The 22,084-nt window shown below is 60.5% G+C and carries 23 protein-coding genes; 11 read left to right on the top strand and 12 right to left on the bottom strand.

Annotated elements, in window-relative coordinates:
- Positions 1 to 333 precede the first annotated feature (333 nt).
- Positions 334 to 630 (top strand): hypothetical protein, encoded by a 297-nt coding sequence (locus tag Q4577_RS13125; RefSeq protein ID WP_303469678.1) that lies wholly within the window; start codon positions 334 to 336, stop codon positions 628 to 630.
- A 197-nt stretch (positions 631 to 827) separates the two neighbouring features.
- Here the strand turns inward: Q4577_RS13125 and Q4577_RS13120 are convergent, their stop codons facing one another.
- Positions 828 to 1,841, bottom strand: a complete 1,014-nt coding sequence (locus Q4577_RS13120) for a LacI family DNA-binding transcriptional regulator (protein ID WP_303469677.1) — start codon at positions 1,839 to 1,841, stop codon at positions 828 to 830.
- Positions 1,842 to 2,149: 308 nt separating this feature from the next.
- On the opposite strand from Q4577_RS13120, the gene Q4577_RS13115 reads away from it, so the two are divergent.
- The 6 genes from Q4577_RS13115 to Q4577_RS13090 all read left to right on the top strand — a co-directional run bounded on the left by Q4577_RS13115 (position 2,150) and on the right by Q4577_RS13090 (position 8,349).
- Positions 2,150 to 3,418, top strand: coding sequence for an ABC transporter substrate-binding protein (locus Q4577_RS13115; protein ID WP_303469676.1), 1,269 nt, complete (start codon positions 2,150 to 2,152; stop codon positions 3,416 to 3,418).
- 115 nt (positions 3,419 to 3,533) lie between these two features.
- Positions 3,534 to 4,379: a carbohydrate ABC transporter permease gene (locus tag Q4577_RS13110; RefSeq protein WP_303469674.1), complete on the top strand. Its 846-nt coding sequence runs from the start codon at positions 3,534 to 3,536 to the stop codon at positions 4,377 to 4,379.
- A complete protein-coding gene (locus tag Q4577_RS13105) occupies positions 4,376 to 5,251 on the top strand; it encodes a carbohydrate ABC transporter permease (RefSeq protein ID WP_244690522.1) in 876 nt (291 codons plus the stop codon). Before Q4577_RS13110 ends, Q4577_RS13105 begins: the two co-directional genes overlap by 4 nt.
- Positions 5,252 to 5,335: 84 nt before the next feature.
- Positions 5,336 to 6,379, top strand: a complete 1,044-nt coding sequence (locus Q4577_RS13100; RefSeq protein ID WP_244690520.1) for an ABC transporter ATP-binding protein — start codon at positions 5,336 to 5,338, stop codon at positions 6,377 to 6,379.
- A 9-nt stretch (positions 6,380 to 6,388) separates the two neighbouring features.
- On the top strand, positions 6,389 to 7,666 hold the full coding sequence (locus Q4577_RS13095) for an amylo-alpha-1,6-glucosidase (protein ID WP_303469672.1): 1,278 nt from the start codon (positions 6,389 to 6,391) through the stop codon (positions 7,664 to 7,666).
- Positions 7,663 to 8,349 (top strand): D-lyxose/D-mannose family sugar isomerase, encoded by a 687-nt coding sequence (locus Q4577_RS13090; protein WP_244690516.1) that lies wholly within the window; start codon positions 7,663 to 7,665, stop codon positions 8,347 to 8,349. Before Q4577_RS13095 ends, Q4577_RS13090 begins: the two co-directional genes overlap by 4 nt.
- 186 nt (positions 8,350 to 8,535) lie before the next feature.
- Here Q4577_RS13090 and Q4577_RS13085 read toward each other — a convergent pair whose 3' ends face one another.
- A complete protein-coding gene (locus Q4577_RS13085; RefSeq protein WP_303469671.1) occupies positions 8,536 to 9,084 on the bottom strand; it encodes a TetR/AcrR family transcriptional regulator in 549 nt (182 codons plus the stop codon).
- A gap of 70 nt (positions 9,085 to 9,154) precedes the next feature.
- On the opposite strand from Q4577_RS13085, the gene Q4577_RS13080 reads away from it, so the two are divergent.
- Entirely contained in the window at positions 9,155 to 10,225 is a 1,071-nt protein-coding gene (locus tag Q4577_RS13080) for an alcohol dehydrogenase family protein (protein ID WP_303469670.1), read from the top strand.
- Between the two features lie 113 nt (positions 10,226 to 10,338).
- Here the strand turns inward: Q4577_RS13080 and Q4577_RS13075 are convergent, their stop codons facing one another.
- The gene (locus Q4577_RS13075; protein WP_303469668.1) at positions 10,339 to 11,010 is read right to left on the bottom strand and encodes a GntR family transcriptional regulator; all 672 of its coding nucleotides are present in this window, start codon (positions 11,008 to 11,010) and stop codon (positions 10,339 to 10,341) included.
- 74 nt (positions 11,011 to 11,084) lie between these two features.
- On the opposite strand from Q4577_RS13075, the gene Q4577_RS13070 reads away from it, so the two are divergent.
- Positions 11,085 to 12,149 carry an AbrB family transcriptional regulator gene (locus Q4577_RS13070; RefSeq protein WP_303469666.1) on the top strand — a complete coding sequence of 355 codons (1,065 nt, stop codon included), beginning with the start codon at positions 11,085 to 11,087 and terminating at the stop codon, positions 12,147 to 12,149.
- A gap of 28 nt (positions 12,150 to 12,177) precedes the next feature.
- Here the strand turns inward: Q4577_RS13070 and Q4577_RS13065 are convergent, their stop codons facing one another.
- Both Q4577_RS13065 and Q4577_RS13060 read right to left on the bottom strand, forming a co-directional pair.
- Positions 12,178 to 13,035 carry an alpha/beta fold hydrolase gene (locus tag Q4577_RS13065; protein WP_303469664.1) on the bottom strand — a complete coding sequence of 286 codons (858 nt, stop codon included), beginning with the start codon at positions 13,033 to 13,035 and terminating at the stop codon, positions 12,178 to 12,180.
- Positions 13,032 to 13,412 carry a hypothetical protein gene (locus Q4577_RS13060; protein WP_303469662.1) on the bottom strand — a complete coding sequence of 127 codons (381 nt, stop codon included), beginning with the start codon at positions 13,410 to 13,412 and terminating at the stop codon, positions 13,032 to 13,034. The genes Q4577_RS13065 and Q4577_RS13060 overlap by 4 nt, the downstream gene beginning before the upstream one ends.
- A 282-nt stretch (positions 13,413 to 13,694) precedes the next feature.
- Here Q4577_RS13060 and Q4577_RS13055 point away from each other — a divergent pair, with 282 nt between their 5' ends.
- Positions 13,695 to 14,570: a dioxygenase gene (locus Q4577_RS13055; RefSeq protein ID WP_303469661.1), complete on the top strand. Its 876-nt coding sequence runs from the start codon at positions 13,695 to 13,697 to the stop codon at positions 14,568 to 14,570.
- A gap of 111 nt (positions 14,571 to 14,681) precedes the next feature.
- Positions 14,682 to 15,572: a LysR family transcriptional regulator gene (locus tag Q4577_RS13050; RefSeq protein WP_244690500.1), complete on the top strand. Its 891-nt coding sequence runs from the start codon at positions 14,682 to 14,684 to the stop codon at positions 15,570 to 15,572.
- Between the two features lie 114 nt (positions 15,573 to 15,686).
- Here the strand turns inward: Q4577_RS13050 and Q4577_RS13045 are convergent, their stop codons facing one another.
- From Q4577_RS13045 to benC, 7 genes are read right to left on the bottom strand one after another with little or no spacing between them, the layout of a single operon-like run.
- The gene (locus Q4577_RS13045) at positions 15,687 to 16,385 is read right to left on the bottom strand and encodes an ABC transporter ATP-binding protein (protein ID WP_303469660.1); all 699 of its coding nucleotides are present in this window, start codon (positions 16,383 to 16,385) and stop codon (positions 15,687 to 15,689) included.
- Positions 16,378 to 17,121, bottom strand: coding sequence for an ABC transporter ATP-binding protein (locus Q4577_RS13040; protein ID WP_244690495.1), 744 nt, complete (start codon positions 17,119 to 17,121; stop codon positions 16,378 to 16,380). Before Q4577_RS13040 ends, Q4577_RS13045 begins: the two co-directional genes overlap by 8 nt.
- Positions 17,114 to 18,118, bottom strand: a complete 1,005-nt coding sequence (locus Q4577_RS13035) for a branched-chain amino acid ABC transporter permease (protein ID WP_303469658.1) — start codon at positions 18,116 to 18,118, stop codon at positions 17,114 to 17,116. Before Q4577_RS13035 ends, Q4577_RS13040 begins: the two co-directional genes overlap by 8 nt.
- Before the next feature lie 3 nt (positions 18,119 to 18,121).
- A complete protein-coding gene (locus Q4577_RS13030; protein ID WP_303469656.1) occupies positions 18,122 to 18,991 on the bottom strand; it encodes a branched-chain amino acid ABC transporter permease in 870 nt (289 codons plus the stop codon).
- A 59-nt stretch (positions 18,992 to 19,050) separates the two neighbouring features.
- On the bottom strand, positions 19,051 to 20,226 hold the full coding sequence (locus Q4577_RS13025) for an ABC transporter substrate-binding protein (protein ID WP_303469654.1): 1,176 nt from the start codon (positions 20,224 to 20,226) through the stop codon (positions 19,051 to 19,053).
- 41 nt (positions 20,227 to 20,267) lie between these two features.
- Complete coding sequence (gene benD / locus Q4577_RS13020) at positions 20,268 to 21,047, bottom strand: benzoate diol dehydrogenase BenD (RefSeq protein ID WP_303469652.1); 780 nt, start codon at positions 21,045 to 21,047, stop codon at positions 20,268 to 20,270.
- Positions 21,044 to 22,066 carry a benzoate 1,2-dioxygenase electron transfer component BenC gene (gene benC / locus Q4577_RS13015; RefSeq protein WP_303469650.1) on the bottom strand — a complete coding sequence of 341 codons (1,023 nt, stop codon included), beginning with the start codon at positions 22,064 to 22,066 and terminating at the stop codon, positions 21,044 to 21,046. The genes benD and benC overlap by 4 nt, the downstream gene beginning before the upstream one ends.
- Between the last annotated feature and the right edge of the window lie 18 nt (positions 22,067 to 22,084).

Genomic DNA, 22,084 nt, shown 5'->3' with positions numbered 1-22,084 from the left:
CTCTGGTAATTTGAACTGGGTTGCGTGACCGGCTGTGGTAACGCGAACGACCTGCGTAGAAAATTGCACGGTCACGGCGGCGAAACCCCGGTTATGACAGACAGTTTCGATCCCCCGAAGGTTATGCCGCTATGCTTTGGCATATCCCGCCCCGCCGCCCCCCCGCCGCCGTCCCTGTCGCAACGAAGCCGCACACCGCCCTATGCCAACGCATAGGTCACCAACCTTTATCATTGCATTTCCATGCTTTGGCGGTCTGTTCCGACATCCAGAGGCACGGCATCGTAAGGAAGAATTTCAAGCGATCCACGCTTTTGCCAAGGAGGTTATGACATGGCCGATGAATTCCAAACCGACGCATTCCTGGAAGAATCCGAAAAGGCGCCCCTGATGAATGGTCTCGTCTGCATTTTCCTGATTGGTTTTAGCGCCTTTGGCTATTTTGTGGCCACCGGAGTGGGATATGTCACAGCCTACTTTCTGGCATCTGCCATCAGTGCGGTGGGGCCTTTCGTACCGATTGCCCTGTTGTATCTGCGCCGCCAGTGCCGCCCGTTGTTGCAACTGATCCCCCAAAGCCAACCCGCCAGGTCGCAAATCAACCACTCCCGGATCGGTACGCTTCGCTAACGAAAAATCGCTGCTGAAAAGAGTTCTGCGCCGTTTAAAAAGTGTCTTGCCGGTTTGTTCCGGCCACAACGGACATCAAAACCCGTCGTGTTTAACAATGTGGCGCAGGCTTGCGTTTGGCTCACCTTGGGGCAACCCATCATATGGGCCAAACGCAGGTTGCGTTTGTCTACGCCCCCACTGCAGCATTGGTGTTCCTAGGGGGTTTTGCGCGGTGCGCCGGTGGTTTCCCGTTTCACCAGAACCGGCGAAACCTCGGACACGGTGGATGGCATCTCGGGATCGCGGATGCGGTCAAGCAGAACCTGCGCCAGCTTGCTGCCAAGTTTATGGGGTGACACCGCCATTGTCGTCAGGGGCGGCGTTGCAACAGCGGCATCCTGAATGTCATCAAATCCGATGATCGAGACATCGACGCCCGGCGTCTGCCCGGAGCGCAGCAACGCCAGACTTGCACCAATCGCCACCATATCCCCATTGCACACCACCGCCGTGATGTCCGGGTGATCCCGGCGCAGGGCTTGCATCGCCTCCAGCCCGGCAAGCTTGTTGTCTTCACAGCTCCAGATCAGATCCGGCCCCAACCCGCGCGCGGCGGTCACCTGACGATATCCGGCAACCCGTTCGCGGCGCACCGGGGTTTTGTGCGAACCACCCAGATAGGCGATGCGCCGGTGCCCCAGATCCGCAAGATAGGTCGTGGCCGTGGCCGTCGCCTCGGCGTTTCGGATGCCGACATGATCGAAATCGCGCCGCACATGCCGCAGGAAGGTCACCGTTGGAATCGCCTGTGCCGCCAGCAGATCAAAAGCCTCATCCGGGGTTTCAATCGCCGGAACCCAGAGCAACCCACCCCGCCCGTGGCGGATGAACGCCTCAAGCTGGCGGGACTGACGTTCGGCATCATCCCGCGTGTCGACGATCGACACCAAATAACCCGCGGCCTCAAGCTGGTCGACCGCGCCGCTGACGACCTCGGCATTGAACGGGTTGATCAACTGGTTGATAACAAACCCGATTTCCCGGTTTTCGCCGGACCGCATCGCCGCCGCGCGGGCATCGGGGATATAGCGCAGCTTCTTGGCCGCCTGCAGCACCTTTTGCCGGGTCTTTTCCGAAATGCGCCCGGTGCCGCGCAACACCTGGCTTACGGTCGGAATCGAAACGCCGGCCTCTTTTGCCACGGTGCTGAGGGTTGGTTTGCCTGACAAATTCCCGGCGCCCTTTGATATAACCATTTGGCAGAATCTGCGCGATTTCGGCCCGAAAAACAATGATCTTGTAGGCCGGTCTGGATTTTTCCCACCAAAGCCCCCTGTTCACCCGCTCAATTTTCGTTGACAGAAGATATATCGTTATATCATATTTAGGCATCGGGTGAGAGATTCGGTGACCGCGCGCCCCGCGCCAAACCGCTGTCTTGCCCCCGCAGACCGAAACGCATCCAGTGCGGGATTGGTCAACTTTGTACGGGTGCCGACAGGGAGGTCGGCCCCGAATTTCAGTTCTGGGAGGAACCATGACCCTATTTCACAAAATCGCCGGCGCTGCGTCCGGTATTGCGATCACCTGTGCCGGCGTTGCCGCACAGGCCGATATTCTTTTCTGGTCAACCCAGGCCAACCCGGTCGAAGAAAGCCAGGCCATGCGCGAACAGGTGCTGGCCGGATTTGACGACGCTGTTGATTATCAATCGAACGAGGTCGGCGCCTGGCTGACCCGGTTCAATGCGGAACTTCAGGCCAACTCCGGCTCCATCGGCCTGCTGGGCGCGCTGCATGGCAATTTCTCGGCGATGAACCCCGACGATCTTGTGGATGTCGGCGACCTTGGCATGATGTCCGCAAGCGGCACGTTTAACGATCTGGCCAAAATCGGCACCGATCAGATGCAATACATGCCCTGGATGCAGGCCAGCTATATCATGGCCGCGAACAAGGACGCGTTGCAGTATTTGCCCGAAGGGGCCGACATCGACGCGCTCAGCTATGACGAGCTGATTGCATGGGCCGCAAATGCCCATGAGGCGGCCGGCGAGCCGAAATTCGGCTTTCCCGCAGGCCCCAAGGGTCTGAAACACCGCTTTTTTCAGGGCTATCTCTATCCGTCTTACACCAATGGCGTTGTCCGCACCTTTGCCTCCGACGAAGCGGTGACCGCATGGGAAAAATTCCGCGAACTTTGGGAACATACCAACCCCGGTTCGACCAATTTCTCGTTCATGCAGGAACAGCTTCTGTCGGGGGATGCCTGGATCGTGTTCGATCACACCTCTCGCCTGGCTCAGGCCTTTAATGAACGGCCCGACGATTTCGTCGCCTTCCCGGCCCCTGCCGGTCCTGCCGGTCGTGGCTTCATGCCGGTTCTGGCCGGGATCGCAATCCCGCGCACCACACCGGACATGGAGGCCTCAAAGGCGCTGGTGGAATACATGCTGAAACCGGAAACCCAGATCGCGACCCTGCGCGCGACCAACTTCTTCCCGGTTGTGGATGTTGAATTGCCGGGCGATCTGCCGCCATCGGTACAGGCCGCCGGGGCTGCCGTGGCCAAGATGAGCGGCTCTGCCGATGCAAACCCGGGCCTTCTGCCCGCCGGTCTTGGCGAAAAGGGCGGTGATTTCAACCGTGTCTTCGTCGATGCGTTTGAACGGATCATTCTGGCCCGCCAGGACATCCGCACCGTGCTGGACGATCAGAAAACCACATTGATCGAGATCATGAATGAAACCGGCGCGCCCTGCTGGGCCCCGGATGCACCCTCCGAAGGTGCCTGCCCGGTCGAATAGGGTCCTCCCGCCCTCGACCTGTTCGGACTGATCCCTGTCGGTCCGAACACCCCCCCCCATTCCTCGCCTTTTTCGTCCCTTTGTTGGCGTGCCCGCGCCAGATAGGAGTGCCGCCATGAACGCACGGATATTGCCGTACGTCCTGATTCTGCCTGTCACGTTGTTCCTATGTGTGTTCTTTCTCTATCCCTTTGTGCTGGTAGCGAAACAGGCCTTCAGCACCGGGGCCGGCTTCACCATGGAGAACTTTCGCGAAGTCACCACATATTGGAAATTTCCGATCTCGATGCGCAACACGTTGCTGTTGGCCGCTGCCGTTGTCCCGATCCAGCTGGCGCTGTCGCTGTTGATGGCAACCATGGTGACGCGGATGCAAAGGGGGCGCGATCTGGTGCTCTATATCTGGACCATTCCGCTGGGCATTTCCGATCTGGCGGCTGGGCTGATATGGTTGGCGATCTTTGAACAATCGGGGTTTCTCAACACGATGATGAACGGGCTCGGCGTGGTCGACAAGCCGGTGAATTTCCTGTCCTATCAACACCCCGGCGTTGTGTTCCTGGCCATTGCCCTGGCCGAAATTTGGCGGGCGACCGCGATCATGCTTGTGATCCTCGTGGCGGGTATCGGTTTGATCCCAAAGGAATATTACGAAGCCGCCGAGGTGTTTGGCGCATCGCCCTGGAAACGGTTTTTGCGCATCACCCTGCCGATGCTGCGGCCATCTTTGCAAACCGCGCTGGTGCTGCGGGTGATCCTGGCATTCGAAATTTTCGCCGTGGTCGCCGCCCTTGGGGGCACGCTCTTCCCGGTTCTGATGGGCGAAACCTATGCCTATCAATTTGACCTGCTCAACAGTGGGGCTGCGGCCGCGATGGCGCTTATCATCCTTGCCATTTCGATCGGCTTTACCCTGATCATCCTGCGCGTCCTGCGCGTTCCGAAAGGAGCTTCGATATGAGCCAAGCCTCGATGGCCGCATCTGTGCCGGACCCGCAACCAGACCCCGACGCGACACCGGCGACCAACACCCGCAGCGCAGGCAGGTTTCTCTATGTCTCGGGCGTTGTTCTGCTCTGTGCCTGGGTGATTGTCCCGATCTATTTCCTGATGATCAACACCCTGTCATCGCCGGAAACGGTCAACAGCTTTCCCAAACCGTTCTTTCCCGAATTTGATTTGGGCAGCCTGACCTTCTTTGCCGGATTTGCCGGGATGCTGTCGGCGCTCAAGAACTCGGTTCTGGTGGCGGGGATGACGATGGTCATGTCAATCGTTATCGGCGCGCCGGCAGGCTATGCCTTGTCGCGGTTCGAATTCCGCGGCAAGGGCACCTTTCGGCTGCTGATCCTGCTGACGCGGGCCTTTCCCTTGCCCTTGCTGGCCCTGCCGCTGGCGGTGATGTTCATTCGCACCGGATTGGATGACACGGCGCTGGGCCTTGCGCTGGTGCATACCACGCTGGCCATTCCGTTTTCGGTCCTGATCACCTTTTCGCTGTTTTCCGGCATCCCGATAGAGCTGGAAGAAGCGGCCTGGACCCTGGGCTGTACCCGGCTCACCGCCTTTCAGAAGGTTGTGTTGCCGCTGATCCTGCCCGGCATCACCGCCAGCGCGATCTTTGCCTTTGTGATTTCCTGGAACGAGGTGTTTGCCGCGGCGGTTCTGACCATCGAAAACCGCACCCTGACGGCCTTCTTGTTGCAGAACCTCGACACCTCGCCGCTGCATCTCAAATTTGCCGGTGGCTTCATCCTCGTTGTGCCTGCGCTGATCTTTATCTTTGCGGTGCGCAAATACCTCTTCGCCATGTGGGGCATCGCCAACCGATGATCCGCGACCCCGGCCACGTGAACACCGGAATTGATGGGCCAGGCGCCCGATCAACACCCGGCGACCAGACAAAGGAACCAGAAAATGGCTGAAATTCAGATCAAGAATGTCGCCAAGACCTTTGGCGCCTATCAGGCGCTACACGACATCAACCTGACCATTGCAGATCAGGAATTCATGGTGCTTCTCGGGGCGTCGGGCTGTGGCAAATCCACGTTGCTGCGGATCATCGCCGGGTTGGAAACCGCCACCTCGGGCGAGGTTTGGATTGGCGGGCGGCGCATTGACCATCTGTCGCCAAAAGACCGTGGAATCGCGATGGTGTTTCAGAACTATGCGGTGTTTCCGCATCTGACGGTGTTTGAAAACATCGGTTTTGGTCTGCGGATGCAGAAATTGCCAAATGACGAGGTCACGCGCCGGGTCGAACGCACCGCATCGCTGATGCATATTGACCAGCTGTTGAAACGCTATTCCGGTGAATTGTCCGGCGGCCAGCGTCAGCGAGTTGCCGTGGCCCGCGCCTTGGCGATGGAACCGGATGTGATCCTGATGGATGAACCGCTGTCGAACCTGGATGCGCTGTTGCGGATGGAAATGCGCGCCGAGCTCAAGGGCGTTTTGGCCGAAAGCAAGACCACGGCAATCTATGTGACCCATGATCAGGTCGAAGCCATGAGCATGGCCGACCGGATCAGCGTCATGCATCAGGGCCGGATCGTTCAGGCGGCCTCGCCAATCGAGGTCTATCGCAATCCCTCGGCCGAATTCGTGGCCAGCTTCATCGGCAACCCGCCGATGAACTTTCTAAGGGCCAAACCGGCCGGCGCCGGAAAATGGACCGTGGCGGGTCAGCTGTTCGATGGCCCAACCGCCGACAAGCCAGAGCTGCAATTTGCCATCCGCCCCGAGGATATGCAGCCCGCCGCCGAGGGCCTGAAAGCCACCGCAAAAGTGGTGGAACCGCTGGGCGCGCATCTGTTGGTTACCTGCGAAATCGACGGATCGCTGTTCCGCGCCGTGCTGGACAGTGACATGACCGTCCGCCCCGGCGAGGTGCTCACCCTTGCTCCGCAATCGAACCGCGTCCGCTGGTTCGATCCTGAAACAACCCTTGCGGTTGCCTGAGGCTCTTTGATGACAAATGAACTGATTGAACACGCGAAGCAGGTGCTTCGCGACAATGATCGTGGCACCTATACTGTGCCGACGCATGGGCTTTATCCGTTTCAGTGGAACTGGGACAGTGCGCTGAGCGCGCTGGGATTTGCCCATTTCGACGAGGCCCGCGCCTGGACCGAGATCGCCACACTCTTTGAACATCAATGGGATGACGGCATGGTGCCGCACATCATCTTTCATCAGATGGACGAAGGGTATTTTCCGGGGCCTGAGGTCTGGGGCACCCAGCAGCCCACACCGACCTCCGGGATTACCCAGCCCCCGGTGACGGGATTTGCCGCGCGACGGATTTTCGAACGGGCCCGCGACAAGACACTGGCAACCGAACGCGCGCGTGCCTTGCTGCCGCGCATCCATGCCTGGCATCAATGGTTCTTTCGCTGCCGTGACCCCCAGGGCACCGGGCTGGTCGCCATCATTCACCCCTGGGAATCCGGCCGTGACAATTCGGTCGACTGGGACAAGGCGTTTGAACGTGTCCCGACCGAGGGGGTACAGCCCTTTACCCGGCGCGACACCACCCATGCCAATCCGGCGCACCGCCCGACCGACGAACAATACAAACGCTACATCTGGCTGGTGCAGCGCTTCCGCGAGCTGGGCTGGGACAATGACCAGCTTCATGATGCTTCGCCCTTTCAGGTGGTGGATCCCGGCTTCAACGCAATCCTGATCCGGTCCTGCGCCGATCTGGCCGCACTTGCCCAACAACTGGACGAGCCAGAGATCGCCGCACAAGCCCAGGCCATGGCAGATCGCGGCAGCGCGGCGATGGAAACGCTCTGGTGTGGTGCACGCGGCCAGTATCTGTGCCTTGATCGCACCATTGACCGCCTGATCGACAGCCCGTCGATTGCCGGCATTCTGGCGGCTTTTGCGCCGCTCCCGCCCGAAAGGACCGCCGCATTGTCGGCCCGGATCGCGACATTGGCCGAAACCTGCGGCTATCTCGTGCCCAGCCACGATCCGACCACGCCCGAATTTGACGGATTGCGCTATTGGCGTGGGCCGGTCTGGCTTATCGTCAATTACATGATCGCCGACGGGTTGGAACGCGCCGGACAAATGGATATGGTCAGCCGCATCATGGCCGACTGTGTTCGGTTGATTCATCAAAGCGGCTTTGCCGAATATTACGACCCGATCACCGCAGAACCCTGCGGTGGCGCGCATTTTACCTGGACTGCTGCAATGGTGATTGAAATTCTTGAAACCCACGAGGTCGCAGCATGAAACGCTCCCGTATCAATGATATTATTCAGAACGCCGACGACATGATGCGTCAATTCGGGTTTGTTCTGCCGCCTTTTGCCTATTGGACCCCGGAAGAGTTCAAGGCAAACAAGGACAAGGCCCGCAATGTGATCGACGCGCGCAATGGGTGGGACATCACGGATTACGGCGATGGCGATTTCGACAAGATGGGCCTGTTCCTGTTTACCCTGCGCAATGGGCGGCTGGCCGATCTGCAACGCGGTGGCGGCATGTGTTATGCCGAAAAGCTGCTGATTTCGCGTCAGGATCAGCTTAGCCCGATGCACACCCATGTGATCAAGGCCGAGGACATCATCAACCGCGGCGGCGCCACTTTGGTGGTAGAGCTATTCGGATCGGACGATCAGGGCAAATTTGCCGAGGATCGCGGCGGCACCGTGTTCTGCGACGGTATTCAGCGCGATTATGCCCCGGGTGAAAAGCTGCAATTGGCACCGGGGGAAAGCGTCACGCTGATGCCCGGTGACTGGCATGCGTTCTGGGGTGAGGGCGGCGATGTTCTGATTGGTGAAGTGTCGACCGTGAACGACGACGAAACCGACAATATCTTTCGCGATCCCATCGGCCGCTTTGCCAAAATCGAAGAAGACACCGATCCAAAGCATCTGTTGGTCAGCGATTACCAGACCTGGCTGGGCTGACCGCCCCGCATCCCGCGTGGGCGACAGATTAATTTGCCCGCGCGGGACCAGAAATCAGGCTGACACCAGCCGGACAGCAGATCAAAGATCCATCGCGTGCCCCGGATATCCGGGGCACAATTCGTTTTGGTCGGCAACGGTCGTTTGAGCCCGCAACAGCAGGGCCGCGAAACCGGAAATGGCCGATCAATGCGCAGATTGGTGCAGCATTTGGCCCAGCTGTTTGGCGGCATCGACCGCCGCCCTGCCCCGCAGCGGCCAGGTCTGGGTCAACCCCTCAAGGATCAAGAGAAACGCCGTGCCCGCATCCGTTTGCTGGCCGTCTTCGGCGCGCGCCAAGTCGCATACCTCCGCGGCACGTTGCGCCACCTCTGCCTTGTGACGGTCCAGCAAACCGCGCAGCGGAGCGCTGCCCGGATCCGCCGCGACAGCCGCATGAAAGAGACAGCCATGCGCCGTCTCGGTCGCCATCCAATCCCCCACACGACCAAAAATCGCGTCCAGCGCCCTCTGCGGATCTGACGGCAGCCCATCAAACACATGGACAAGATAACGGCGGTGGCGAAACTCCAGCGCCGCAAGCACCATTTCCGCGCGCGAAGGCGTGTATTTGTACAAGGTGCGCAGGCTGACGCCCGCAGCGTCGCGCAGGTCATCAACGCTCGGCTCGGCAAAGCCGCGGCTGGCAAAAGCGCGCTCTAGTCCTGCCGAGATCTTGCCCATCGTATCTGTCATGCTTGACCATGTAGAACGGGCGCTCTACATACGCAAGTAGAGCGATCATTCTACACTGGAGAAAACAGCAATGGCCCTTCCCGAAACAATGAACGCCGTTGTGCTGACCGGTCACGGCGGGCTGGAAAAGCTGGAATGGCGCGACGATATGCCGGTTCCCCGCCCCAACGCGGCAGAGGTGCTGATCCGCGTTGGCGCTTCTTCGGTGAACAATACGGATGTGAACACGCGCACCGGCTGGTATTCCAAATCCGTGCGGGGCGACACCGCCACAGCGGCCACTGATGGATATGGCGGCCTGTCGGATGGTGATGGCGGCTGGTCCGGGGCGCTCAGCTTTCCGCGCATTCAGGGTGCGGATTGCTGCGGAGAGATTGTGGCCGTCGGCGCGGACGTCAACAGCGCGCGTCTGGGCCAACGCGTGTTGGTGCGACCAATGCATCGCCCCAGAGGCGCGGAGCCCGACACGCTTGTCACCTTTGGATCGGAATTGAACGGCGGTTTCGCCGAATACACCTGTGTCGATGCCGACCATGCGGTGCAGATAAAAAGCCCCCGCACGGATGTCGAGCTTGCGTCTTTTCCCTGCGCTTTCTCCACCGCCGAGGGCATGATCCAGCGGGCGGCCCTGGGCGGCGAACGGGTGCTGATCACCGGGGCCTCTGGCGGGGTTGGTTCGGCGGCGGTGCAGCTGGCAAAACGGCGGGGGGCGCATGTCACGGCTGTGACCAGCACGGCCAAGATGGCGGCGCTGCGCGCGCTTGGGGCCGATGCCGTTCTGGACCGTGACGCTGCCCTGCCCGAAGATGCCTTTGACGTGGTGCTGGACCTTGTGGGCGGGGCACGCTGGTCCGAATTGCTGAATGCGCTGGTTGTCCGGGGGCGTTACGTGACCTCGGGGGCCATTGCCGGCCCGATTGTCGAGCTTGATCTCAGAACGCTCTATCTGAAGGATCTGACCCTGATCGGCAGCACCCGTCAGGCCCCGGACGTCTTCACCGATCTGATCCGCTATATCGAAGCGGGTGAAATCCAACCCATGATCGCAGAGACCTTCCCCCTGCGTGATCTGCGCGCCGCGCAAGAGGCATTTTTGGCCACGACACATCTGGGCAAGATCGGGATCAGGATTTCCCGCTGACGTCAGGCCCAAATTTGGCCCGAAATCTGGCCCTTGATTTGGCCTGTGTTTTAACCCCTGCTTCACCCAGCGGTCTGGCGGATCGCTCTATCCAGCGGCCCGGCATATCCCGGTTACAGCATATCACCGTCAAAGCTCGGCCGCGCCCGCAGGGCACGCACCCGCACCCGCTGCGCCGTTTCGATATGGGTGCGCATCGCGCTTTCGGCGCGCTGACCATCACGCGCCTTGATCGCCTCCAGAATGTCCATGTGTTCCCTGGCGGCTTTTTCAAACCGATCCGGTTCGGTCAGGGTGGTCGGGCCAAGGATCATCAGCGCCTTTTGCAGTGTCTTGATCGACCGTGACAGAAACCGGTTCTTGGCCGCATCCAGAATCGCGGCATGGAATTGCCGGTTCAGGACAAAGGCCTCTGGGCCATGTCCGACCTTGGCCAAGGCATTGTTCATATCAAAAAGCTCGTCGATTTCGATATCCGACGCGGCCCGCGCCGCCAGCCTTGCTGCTGTGCCTTCCAGCACCGCGCGCATTTCATACAGATCCATGACCTCGGCATAGTCGAGGGTTCGAATGCTGGCCCCCTGACGCGGGATATGTGTCACGATGCCGTCGGCCTCCAGCTGGCGAATGGCCTCGCGCACAGGGGTGCGGGACACGCCGAACTGTTCCGCCAGCTCGGTTTCGCGCAGCCGGTCACCGGGGCCGATACGGCCCGCGCGCAGCGCATCCAGCAACTTGATATAGGCGGCATTGCCCTGCGGGGCGCTGTCGTCATCGTTGGGCATTTCAGGTTCATCCATATTGCATACAGGTGGATACAAGCGTATGCATCACGGGTCAAGCCGCAGAGGAGACTCGTTTGCGCAAGGATCTGCACCACCCCGCCATCAGCCGCGGCACAACCGTCATTCTGGCCCTGGCCGGCACCGCATTGTTCTGGTGGCTGGACCTGCCGCTGCCCTATCTGTTTGGCCCGATGACATTCTGTCTTGTCGGGGCCTTGCTGCATGTGCCGCTAAAGGGGTTCGGCCAGGTTTCGATTGCGGCGCGCACAATTCTGGGGGTTGCCGTTGGTGCCTCGGTCACGCCGGACGTTCTGGCCGAACTGCCGCGCATGGCGCTTTCGGTCGCCTTGATCCCGGTGTTCATCTGTATGATCGCCCTTGTCGGCGTGCCCTTCTTTCGAAAGGTCTGGGGGTTCGACGCGCCAACCGCCTATTACGCCGCCATGCCCGGCGGATTGCAGGACATGGTGATTTTTGGCATCGAAGCGGGCGGCAATCCGCGTGCATTGTCGCTGGTGCACGCCACCCGCGTGCTGATCATCGTGGCGGTCGCACCGATCATCCTGACGCAATTATACGGCGCAACCCTGAGCAACCCGATAGGCGCACCAATGGCCAGCCTGCCGGTGCACGAACTGGTTCTCATGGCCCTTGCGGCCCTGGTCGGTTGGAAAGGTGGCGAAAGGATCGGGTTGTTCGGCGCATCCATCCTTGGGCCGATGATCGTCACTGCGGCGCTGTCGCTGTCGGGTGTGATCCACTTTCGCCCCCCGGCCGAGGCCATTCTGGTGGCGCAATTCCTGATTGGTTGCGGGATCGGGGTGCAATTCATCGGCGTCACATGGGCCGAAGCCACACGGGTGGTGGCGGCGGGGATCGCCTATGTTCTTTTGCTGGCGGTGCTGGCGGCCGGGTTCGCCGGTCTGGTCACGATGGCGGGCCTGGGGTTGCCGGTGCCGGCCTTCCTGGCATTCGCGCCGGGCGGACAGGCCGAAATGACCGTGCTGGCAATCGTGGCGGGGGCGGATCTTGGCTATGTGATCACGCATCACCTGACGCGCGTTGTCATCGTGATCATCGGCGCGCCACTGGCCGCGCGCCTTATGCGCCCCACTCCACAGGACGGATCACCGGACTGACCACAGCCCAAGCGATCCGCCAAAAGGCTCAGGCCGCCTGCGACCGCGCCCCGGGCATACGCCCCAATGCATCGACAAAGAAGGGCCGGAACCCCGCCGGGTGTTCGCTCATCGGGAAATGCCCCAGCTCGTCCATGACGGCAAGTGTCGCCCCGGGAATGGCGGCGGCGGTGCGCCGGGCATCTTCGGGCGTGCAGGTCAGATCATAGGCCCCGACGATCATATGCACCGGGGTGTTGTCGGTCTTTATCTGGCCCAGCCGGTCAATCAGGCTTTTGTCCTGGGTGTAAAAGCTCAGATCGCCGCGAAACACACCGGGGCCGCTTTGCATGAACATCCAAAGGGTGTTCCACCGCTCTTGATCGGGGGCAAAGGGCGAAATATTGGCTGACACCAGCGCCGCCCCCATTTCGCCACCATGGGCGTCGGGGCGGTGAAACCAGTCGATGTCATACCAGGCCGATTGAAAATCCGACGCCTCGATCGCGATGAAACCACTGAACCTGTCGCCATGCAGCGCCGCCAGTTGCAATGCAATCCGCCCACCCATCGAACAGCCCGCCAGCACCGGTTTTTCAAGCCCAAGCCCGTCGATCACCGCCAGAACGGTTTCGATATAGGCCCCTGTGGTCAAAAGATATTCTTCGGTTTCAAACCCCTCCGGCGGCAGGGATTTTCCATGCCAGGGCATGTCAAAGGCAATCAGCCGATGCGTGGCGGTGACCTCTGCATCGTTCATCAGATGCCGCCATTGGCGGCTGTCCGCGCCAGCGGTATGCAGACAGAGAACAGCCTGCCCCTGACCGGCTTCTTCAAAGTAAATCCGCCGGGGCGCGCCCGCGACATCAACGGTCAGATAGCGGCCTGTGATCGGTTCTATGCTCATGCGGTGACCCCTTCCTTGTGACGCGCCAGCGCCATGACGTCTTTGAAAAACCGCAGGTTCTTGACGAGGCACAGAATGTCGCCGTCGATCCGCCCGCGGCCGATTTTGACCAGACCAAAGATGTCATGAAACCCCGGTTCGGGCCGGGCGCACCAGAACCGGTGCAGGGCCTCTGCATCGGTGCGCAGGGCAAAACGCCAGGGCGTCTTGCGGCTGGGTCCGGGGGTGACATCAACCAGCCGGCCCCGATCAAAGCGCAGATAGAATTCATCGCTGTCGATCTCGATCAGCACGGTTTCCGAAAACAACCGCCCAAGCCGCATCAGGTGGGGTGTGTCGTTCAAACGGGCCTGAATATCTTGGAAAATGGCCAGCACTGGGGCCCTCCTTTGGCATAAGTGTCGCGCAAGGATGCCACGCCGGACCGGCCCGCGACCATGCCGGGGCGGGTATCGGGCAATACTCTGGCGGCGGATGAACCGCCGGAAATGCGGCGCCACCCGCCCAGATCCGAACCGGTCCCGCACCTGTCCCGCCGGGGTATCAAGCGATACCGGCGGCGGCATGGTCGCAGGCCATCAAATCCCCGAGGATGGATCGCAGGGAAACGCGGGGAGGCCCCCGCAACAATCAGACAGCACCATTTTGGAGGAGAGACCATGGGCATCGTCAATTATGAAAACATCACGGATGTGGTGACCGCCAGCCTTGGCAAATACGGCGACGTGACCGACCGCCAGCGCGAGATCATGACCTCGGCCATCAAACATATGCATGGCTTTTTCAAAGAGGTGAACCTCCAGCATGACGAGTTCATCGAAGGCTGCGAATTCCTGCGCCGTGCCGGGGCAACATGTGATGAAAACCGCCAGGAATTCATCCTGCTTGGCGACATCCTCGGCCTGGAGGTTCTGGCCGATATGCAATCCAACCGCGTGGAAGGCCCGGAAAGTGAATCCACCGTGCTGGGGCCGTTTTACCGCGAAAACCCGCCGGTGCTGCCCAAAGGCGCCTCCATCATCCAAAAGCATTTCGACAACGAGGAAACCGCCTTTTTCGAAGGTTACATCCGCGATGCCGAGGGCAAGGGCCTTGCCGGTGTGACCATCGACGTCTGGGAAGACGCGCCAAACGGGATCTATGAAAACCTTGACCCGGATCAGCCGGAATATAACCTGCGCGGCCGGTTCGAAACCGATGAAAATGGCCAATATGCCTTTGTCGCTGTGCGCCCCGTGCCCTATCCGATCCCCGACAATGAGACCGCCGGCGAATTGCTGCGGTTCATGGGCCACCATCCCTACCGCCCCGGACATATGCATTTCATCATTTCCAAACCCGGCTTTCGCCCCCTGATCAGCCAGATCTATGACGCCGACAGCGATTGGCTGGACAATGACAGCGTGTTCGCGGTCAAGGACAGCCTGATTGGCCGTTTCAAACCCGCCCCCAAGGAGCTTGGCACCGATCTGCATTTCGAATTCGACTTTGTGCTGAAGTCCGAAGCCGGTGAATGCGCGGTTGCCGCGGAATAGAACCACCACCCTCCCTGTTGGCCGGGTCTGATCCCGGTCCTGGCCCCCGTTGCTGCGGGGGCTTTTTTTATTCCGGCAAGCGGCTATGGTTTTCGCGGGGGGAAGACGCGCATGAACTTGAAACAAATGACCTATTTCATCGCCGTGGCAGAAGAGCTCAACTTTGGCCGGGCGGCGGAACGGCTGGATATGGCGCAACCGCCGCTCAGCCGTCAGATCAAACAGATCGAACAGGATCTTGGCGCAATCCTGTTCAATCGTGGCCGCAGTGCGATCACCCTGACCCAGGCCGGTCAGCGGCTGCTTGAACGCAGCAAATCAATTCTGAACCAGCTTGAGGATACCAAGCTGGAGGTGCGCAGGCTGGGCCAGGGGGCCGAGGGCCGGTTGCGGATCGGTTTTGTCGGCTCTGCCACGTTTGGAATTTTTCCCAATATCATCAAATCCTTCCGCAAAAATTTCCCCGAGGTGAACATGAGCCTCATTCCGATGAACAATGCCCAGCTGCACCGGGCCTTGGTCTCGCGCGAGCTTGACGTTGTGTTCGCCCGCCCGGCATTGAAGGATTCCGAATTTCTGACCCGCGAATTGATCGAGGAAAAGCTGATCCTGGCCTTGCCGGATGTCATCGAAACCGGCACCCGCACCGTGGCCAGGCTGGAACGTCTGGCGACCCATAATCTTATCCTGTACCCAGAGCGCCCCCGCCCCGGATATGCCGATTTCGTGCTGAATGCCTGTGAAGAGGCGGGGTTCCCGGTGCCGATGCGCATCTGGTGCAATGATTTGCAGACCGCGCTCAGCCTTGTTGCCGTCGGCGAAGGGGTGTGCATCGTGCCGCAATCGGTGTCCTCGGCGCCGCGCACCGGGATGAAGTTCCTGACAATCGAGCCCGAAATCGCCCGCACCAACCTGTCATTGAACTATCGTCTGGACGAACAGGGTGTGCACGTCCAGAACTTTGTAAAGATCGCGCAAAAAGTGGCGCGCAAGACATTCTGAGACCCGCCGCGCGCGCATCTCACATGGCAAATCGCAGGGCGAATTACAGGGCAAATCGCATGGCGAATGACTGGGCGAATGACAGGGCAAACAACTTGGCAAAAACCACGGGGCTCAAACCCCCAGCCATTTCTGTTGCGCGGCGGCATCTGCCCGGATCTCGGGCGCGCTGCCCTTCCAGACCACCTGGCCCTTGCTGACCACCGCGACATCATCGGCCAGCGACGTGGCAAAACCAAAGTTCTGTTCAACAAGGATCATCGACAGACCTTCGGCTTTCAGCGTTTGCAGCTTGTCATGGATCAGCTTGACGATGATCGGCGCCAGCCCCTCGGTCGGTTCGTCAAGAATAAGCAGACGTGGGTTCATCAACAACGCCCGCGCGATGGACAACATCTGTTGCTCCCCGCCCGACAATTGCATGCCGCCATTGTCCATCCGTTCCCCCAGACGCGGGAACAGGTCGATGGCCCGCTCCATCGTCCAGCCGTCTTTTGCACCCGCAAAACGCTTTGCCGCGATTTCAAGGTTCTCGCGCACCGTCAACGATGGAAAGATGTCGCGGGTTTCCGGCACATAGGCGATGCCGGATTTGGCAATGTCGAACGGACGTCCGGCGATGGGGCGGCCATCAAATGTGATGGTGCCGGATTTCGTCGGCAACAGCCCCATGATTGTCTTCAGCGTGGTGGATTTCCCGGCACCGTTGCGGCCAAGGATCGCCAGCACCCGGCCCTGTGCCGCCGTGACATTCATGCCGTACAGCACCTGGGTTTCGCCATAGCCAGAGTTCACCGATTTCAGATCAAGCATCTTCCCAGCTCCCCAGATAGATTTCCTTCAGAAGTTTCGATCCCCGCGCCGCTTCGGGTTGGCCGTCAAACACCACCTCGCCATAATTCAGCACCGTGATCGTATCCGCGACGTCAAACGCCAGATCCATGTCATGTTCGATGATCAACACCGTCAGATCACGCGGCAGATCGTTCAGCAGCCGGTGAAATCCCTTGGCCATTTCCGGCCCGACGCCGCTGGTGGGTTCATCCATCAACAGCACCTTGGGCCGGGTGGCCAATGCGACGCCAACCTCAAGCTGGCGGCGCACGCCATAGCTGATCTCCGACACCCTGGCCTGAAGATAGGGCAGCACCTGCACCTGATTGGCCACGTCCTGCACAATCTCTTGCACCTCTGGCCGGGCAAGGCTGTCGGACCAGATCCGGGTGGCATTTGACGTGTGGATCGCCGCCGCCAGCCCCAGGTTTTCCGCCACCGTCAGCCCATCGAACAATGTGTTTTTCTGATAGCTGCGCGACAGCCCCTGTCGCGTGCGTTTCGCCACCGGCAAATCCGTGACATCAACACCGGCCAGATGCACGCTGCCCTTGTCCGGTGTCAGCTCGCCGACCAATTGGTTGAACAACGTGGTCTTGCCCGCACCATTGGGGCCAAGGATCACCCGGCGCTCGCCGCGCTCCAGCTTGATCGAGACATCGCGCGTCACATGGACCGCGCCAAACCTCTTGTCGAGATTGCGTGTTTCAAGCATCGCTCCGGGCCTCCTCGGCTTGGGAAATATGCAGGGGGTCGGCGCTGCGCCGCGCGCCCCATTGCGCCGAACGCGCCTCGATCCAGCCAAAAATCCCGTTGGCGCGGCTCATCACCACGGCAATCAGGATGACGCCGACAACCAGATGCCAATAGGTGGTCAGCGCGCTGATTTCATGTTTGAGCACCACAAAGGCCGCCGCGCCCACCAAAGGCCCGACCAGCGTGCCCAACCCCCCAAGGATCACCACAACCAGCGCCTCGCCAGAGACCGTCCAGCTGAGCAGCCCCGGCGAAATATACATGATGTGCTGCGCCGCCAAAACGCCCGACAAACCGGCAATCATACCCGACAGACCAAAAACATCCGCCTTGACCCGCCACACCGTCAGCCCCAGGGCCCGCATCCGTTGTTCGTTGTGCATCACCCCGGTCATCGACCGGCCCAGCCCGGATTGCAGGATCACCACCGCCGCAGCATAAACCAGCGCCAGCGCCGCCAGACAGAACAACACAAAGGTCCGGCTGTCGTTCAGATCCAACCCAACAGCGCCCAGATCGGGCCGCACAATCCCACCCAACCCGTCGTCACCGCCAAAAATCGGCGCTTCGAACACATAGGAATAGGCCATCTGACCAAAGGCCAGGGTCGCCATGATGAAATAGATGCCATGGCTGCGGGCACAAATCGCGCCAATCACCCAGGCCGCCGCGCCACTGACAAGCACCGCGCCAACCATTGCAACCGGCGGCGCAAGCCCGCCCATGGTCGACAACAGCGCATAGCCATAGGCCCCGACCCCCATCAACGCACCATGGCCCAGCGACACCATGCCGCCAAACCCCGCAACCATGTCGAGCGCAAGCACCAGCATGGCCAGGATCAAAATCTCTGTCAGGATCTCAAGACCGAAATAATCGGCGGTAAACGCCTGAAACACAGCGGCCGAGGCCAAGAGACCAAGCGCCGCATATCGAAGAGCTGTGTGACGAAACATGGCTTATCCTTTCGCGGGAAACAGGCCTGTCGGCTTGATCACCAGGACGGCGGCCAGCAGGGCATAGATGAGAACAGAGGCCAGCTGTGGGGCCAGCACGGCACCAAATGTCTGGACGACGCCATAGATCAGCGACCCGGCAATTGCGCCTTTCAGCGACCCCAACCCGCCGATTACAATCACGATCAGCGTCGGGATCAGGATTTGCAGCCCCATCTCCGGCGTCACGCTAAGCAAGGGGGCCGCCACCGCACCGGCCAGACCGGCCAGGGCGCAGCCGACACAGAAAACCACAAAGAACAGCTTTTCAACATTGATGCCAAGACAGGCCGCCATCGCATCATTGTCGACCCCGGCCCGGATCATCGCGCCAATCTGGGTGCGGCCCAGGACAAAGGCCAGCGCAGCGAGAACCACCAGACCAAGCACAATGATAAAGACGCGATAGGTGGGATATTCGATCCCGAGAAAGGCAAGCCGCCCATCCAGCATCGCTGGCGCGTCCAGCACCTGGGGCAGATCACCCCAGAAAATGCGGGTCAGATCGAGCAGCGCAAATATCAGCCCGAAGGTCACCAGAACCTGTGCCATCGGCCCGGATTTGCGCATGCGTTTGATCAAACCCGAATACAGCAGCACCCCAACCCCGGCCACCGCAACAGGGGCCAGCAGGAACGCCAACCAAAAGCCGCCATAGGCCGCTAGCCAGGCCGCGAAATAGGCACCAAGCGCATAAAGCGCACCATGGGCCAGATTGACGAAATGCATCAGCCCGAAAATCACGGTCAGACCAATGGACAGCAAAAACAACAGCATGGACAGCTGAAGCGCATTCAACGCCTGCAACGTCCAGAAACCAAGATCAATTGCCATTTGTAACCTCCTCCCGAGGGGTGGGTGGGCCCGACCGCACATGGCCGGGCCGATTTGGCTTAATTGCTGATGGCGGGCATCGCACAGCCGTTGACCGGATCGGCCTCGGCCGGCAATTGCGCCAGGACACGTTGGGTCAGGCCGGTGTCGCCAGCGACGGTTTCATAGACATAGATCGGCTGGACCACATTGTTGGTCGCGGGATCAATCGACATCTGGCCGCGCGGCCCGTCAAAGCTGACACCGCGCAGCGCCGCCGCCAATGTCGCCCGGTCATTTGCGCCGGTTTTGCTGGCCTCGACCAGCGCCCGCGCCGCATCATAGCCATGTACCGCGAATTCCGACGGGACGCGCCCAGTCTTGGCCACAAAGGCAGCGACGAATTCCGCATTGGCCGGGCTGTCGATGGTCGGCACGTAATGCAGCGCGGTGATCACACCCTCGGCCGCCGGACCTTCGGCATTGACGTAAAGCGGCGAGGTCAGAAAACCCGCCCCATACAGCGGCAGATCGGCCTTCAGCCCGAAACTGTCGTATTGTTTGACAAAGGAAATCGCCTCGCCCCCGGCGTAAAACACATAAACCGCATCCGCGCCGCTGGCCTTGGCCTGCGCCAGATAGGGGCCGAAATCCTGGGTCTTCTGGAACGGGGTAAACTCTTGCCCGACGATTTCCCCGCCCGCAGCGGTGAAGGTTTCGACAAAGCCGTCGATCATCTGACGGCCCGCGGCGTAATCCGGGGCCAGCGTGTAGACCTTGTTGATGCCCTGCGCCTGCATCCAGGTGCCCATGGGCCGATTGACCTGACCGTTGGAAAACGACATCCGCGTGATAAAGGGCGAACAATCCATGCCGGTGGCCGCATCATTGCCGGCATTGGCCACGATCAGCGGCACACCCGCACCATGCACCATGTCGCGCACCGCGCCCAACACGCCAGAGCTGACAATACCCGCCATCACATCAACTTTGTCTTGCAGGATCAGCTTCTTGGCCTTGCCAAGCGCCACCGGCGGCTTGACCTCGGTATCCTGCGACACCACGGAAAAGGCCGCCTCGGTCTCGGCGCCAAAGTGATCAAGCCCCAGGGTGAACCCCGCTTCGATTTCATTGCCAAGCGCCGCATAGACGCCGGAAAACGGCAGCAACAGGCCGACCTTGATGTCATCGGCCGCCGCAGCAGGCATAGCAATACCGGTGGCAAGCCCAAGGGCCGCCAGAATGGTGCGTTTCATGTTGTTTCCTCCAGTTGGTGTAAAAGACCCCTCCTCAGGGCCTATCCAAGATCGCCCCCGCCCACCGGCACCGTGACGCCGGTCAGGTAAGACGCATCATCCGATGCCAGAAACAGGATCGGACCTGCCTGTTCATCGAGCGTTCCATAACGTTTCATGAAAGAGGACTGGATCGTCTGGTCGACGATGGTCTGATACCAATCCGCGGGCTGTTCGACCGCCGCATTTGCATTGCGCGGCACGACGCGGGGCGGGGCCTCGGTTCCGCCCGGTGCGGTGGCCACAACGCGAATGCCGCATTCGGCCACTTCCCAGGCAAGGCTGGCGGTGATGGCGTTCACCCCGCCCTTGGCCGCCGCATAGGGCACCCGGTTCAGACCCCGCGTCGCGATGGACGACACATTGACGATCACGCCGCTTTCGCGCGGCAGCATGTGGTCGATGGCAGCACGACAGCAATACAGCGTCGGGAAAAGCGAGCGCCGGACCTCGGCGTCGATCTCCTTGGGCGCGTAATGGGCAAACGGCTTGGCCCAGATCGTGCCGCCGACATTATTGACCAGAATGTCGATCCGCCCCCAAAGGTCGACGGCCTTGGCCATCGCCTTTTCACAGCCGCTCCAGGTTTCCAGATTGACCGAGATCGCCTCGGCCACACCACCGGCGCCCCGGATCGCCTTGACCACGTCCTTGCGCGCGGGGGACCGGTCGACAATCAGCACCCGGGCGCCTTCGGCGGCGGCGCGTTCCGCCACCTGACGGCCAATGCCCTGTGCTGCGCCGGTCACCACCATGACCTTGTCCGTGAACCGGGCGCTCATGCCGCTTCTGCCGCCGCTTCGGTGGGGTTGAACTTTTCAAAATGAAAGCTGGCCGGTGTGACCCCCAGCTTCGCCATATGCCCCCGCACCGCATCGACCATCGGCGGCGGTCCGCAGAGATAGACATCAACATCGCCTTCATGCAGATCACCCGCCGTCAGGTGATCGGTCACGAACCCCTTGCGGTCATGCGCATCCTCGTCTGCGGCCAGCACGGTGATCACCCGAACACTGCCGATCTGTTCCGCCAGCGCCTGAACCCGGTCCAACGCGACCAGATCCGCGGCACGCGTCACCGCATAATACAGCGTGATCGGCTGATCGCTGCCGTGTTCAGCCAACTGTTCCAGCATCGACAGGAACGGCGCAAGCCCGGTGCCACCCGCCAGCCACACCTGTGGTCGCACCATCGGGCGCAGGTAAAATGCCCCCATCGGCCCGGTCAGGGTGACGGCATCGCCCGGTTTGGCCTGTTGGCCCAGATAGGTCGACATCACCCCGCCCGGCAGGTTGCGGATCAGGAATGTGCCCTCGTCCGACCCCGGCGCAGAGGAAAAGGAATAAGACCGCTGCGCATCCGTGCCCGGCACCGAAATATTGACGTATTGCCCCGGCAAAAACCCGATCGGCCTGGCCAGTTTGACGCGCAGTCCAAAGGACGTTTCCGACAGGTGATCAACGGCCACGACCTCGGCTTCGATGGCTTCTGGCGCGGTCTTGCAAACCGCAGAAGAGGCCGGCACGCTGACCACGCAATCGCTTTGCGGCATCATCTGACATGTCAGAACATACCCTTCTGCCGCCTCATCCGCTGTCATCGCTTCGTCGAGATAGAATTCAAGCTCGTATTCCCCCCTTTCCGCCCGACATTTGCAGGTGCCACAGACGCCATCCCGGCAATCCATCGGAATGTTGATCTTTTGGCGAAAGGCGGCTTCGGTCACCATTTCATCATCGTCACATTGAATGACGCGGGTCACGCCATCCTCGAAATTCAGGGCAACGTTATAGGTTGTCATGGCATGCTCCTCCCCTGC

This window comes from Marinovum sp. 2_MG-2023, assembly GCF_030548265.1.
Classification (GTDB): domain Bacteria; phylum Pseudomonadota; class Alphaproteobacteria; order Rhodobacterales; family Rhodobacteraceae; genus Marinovum.
The sequence above is the reverse complement of the archived record's forward strand: the minus strand, read 5'-3'. Positions and strand labels throughout refer to the sequence as shown.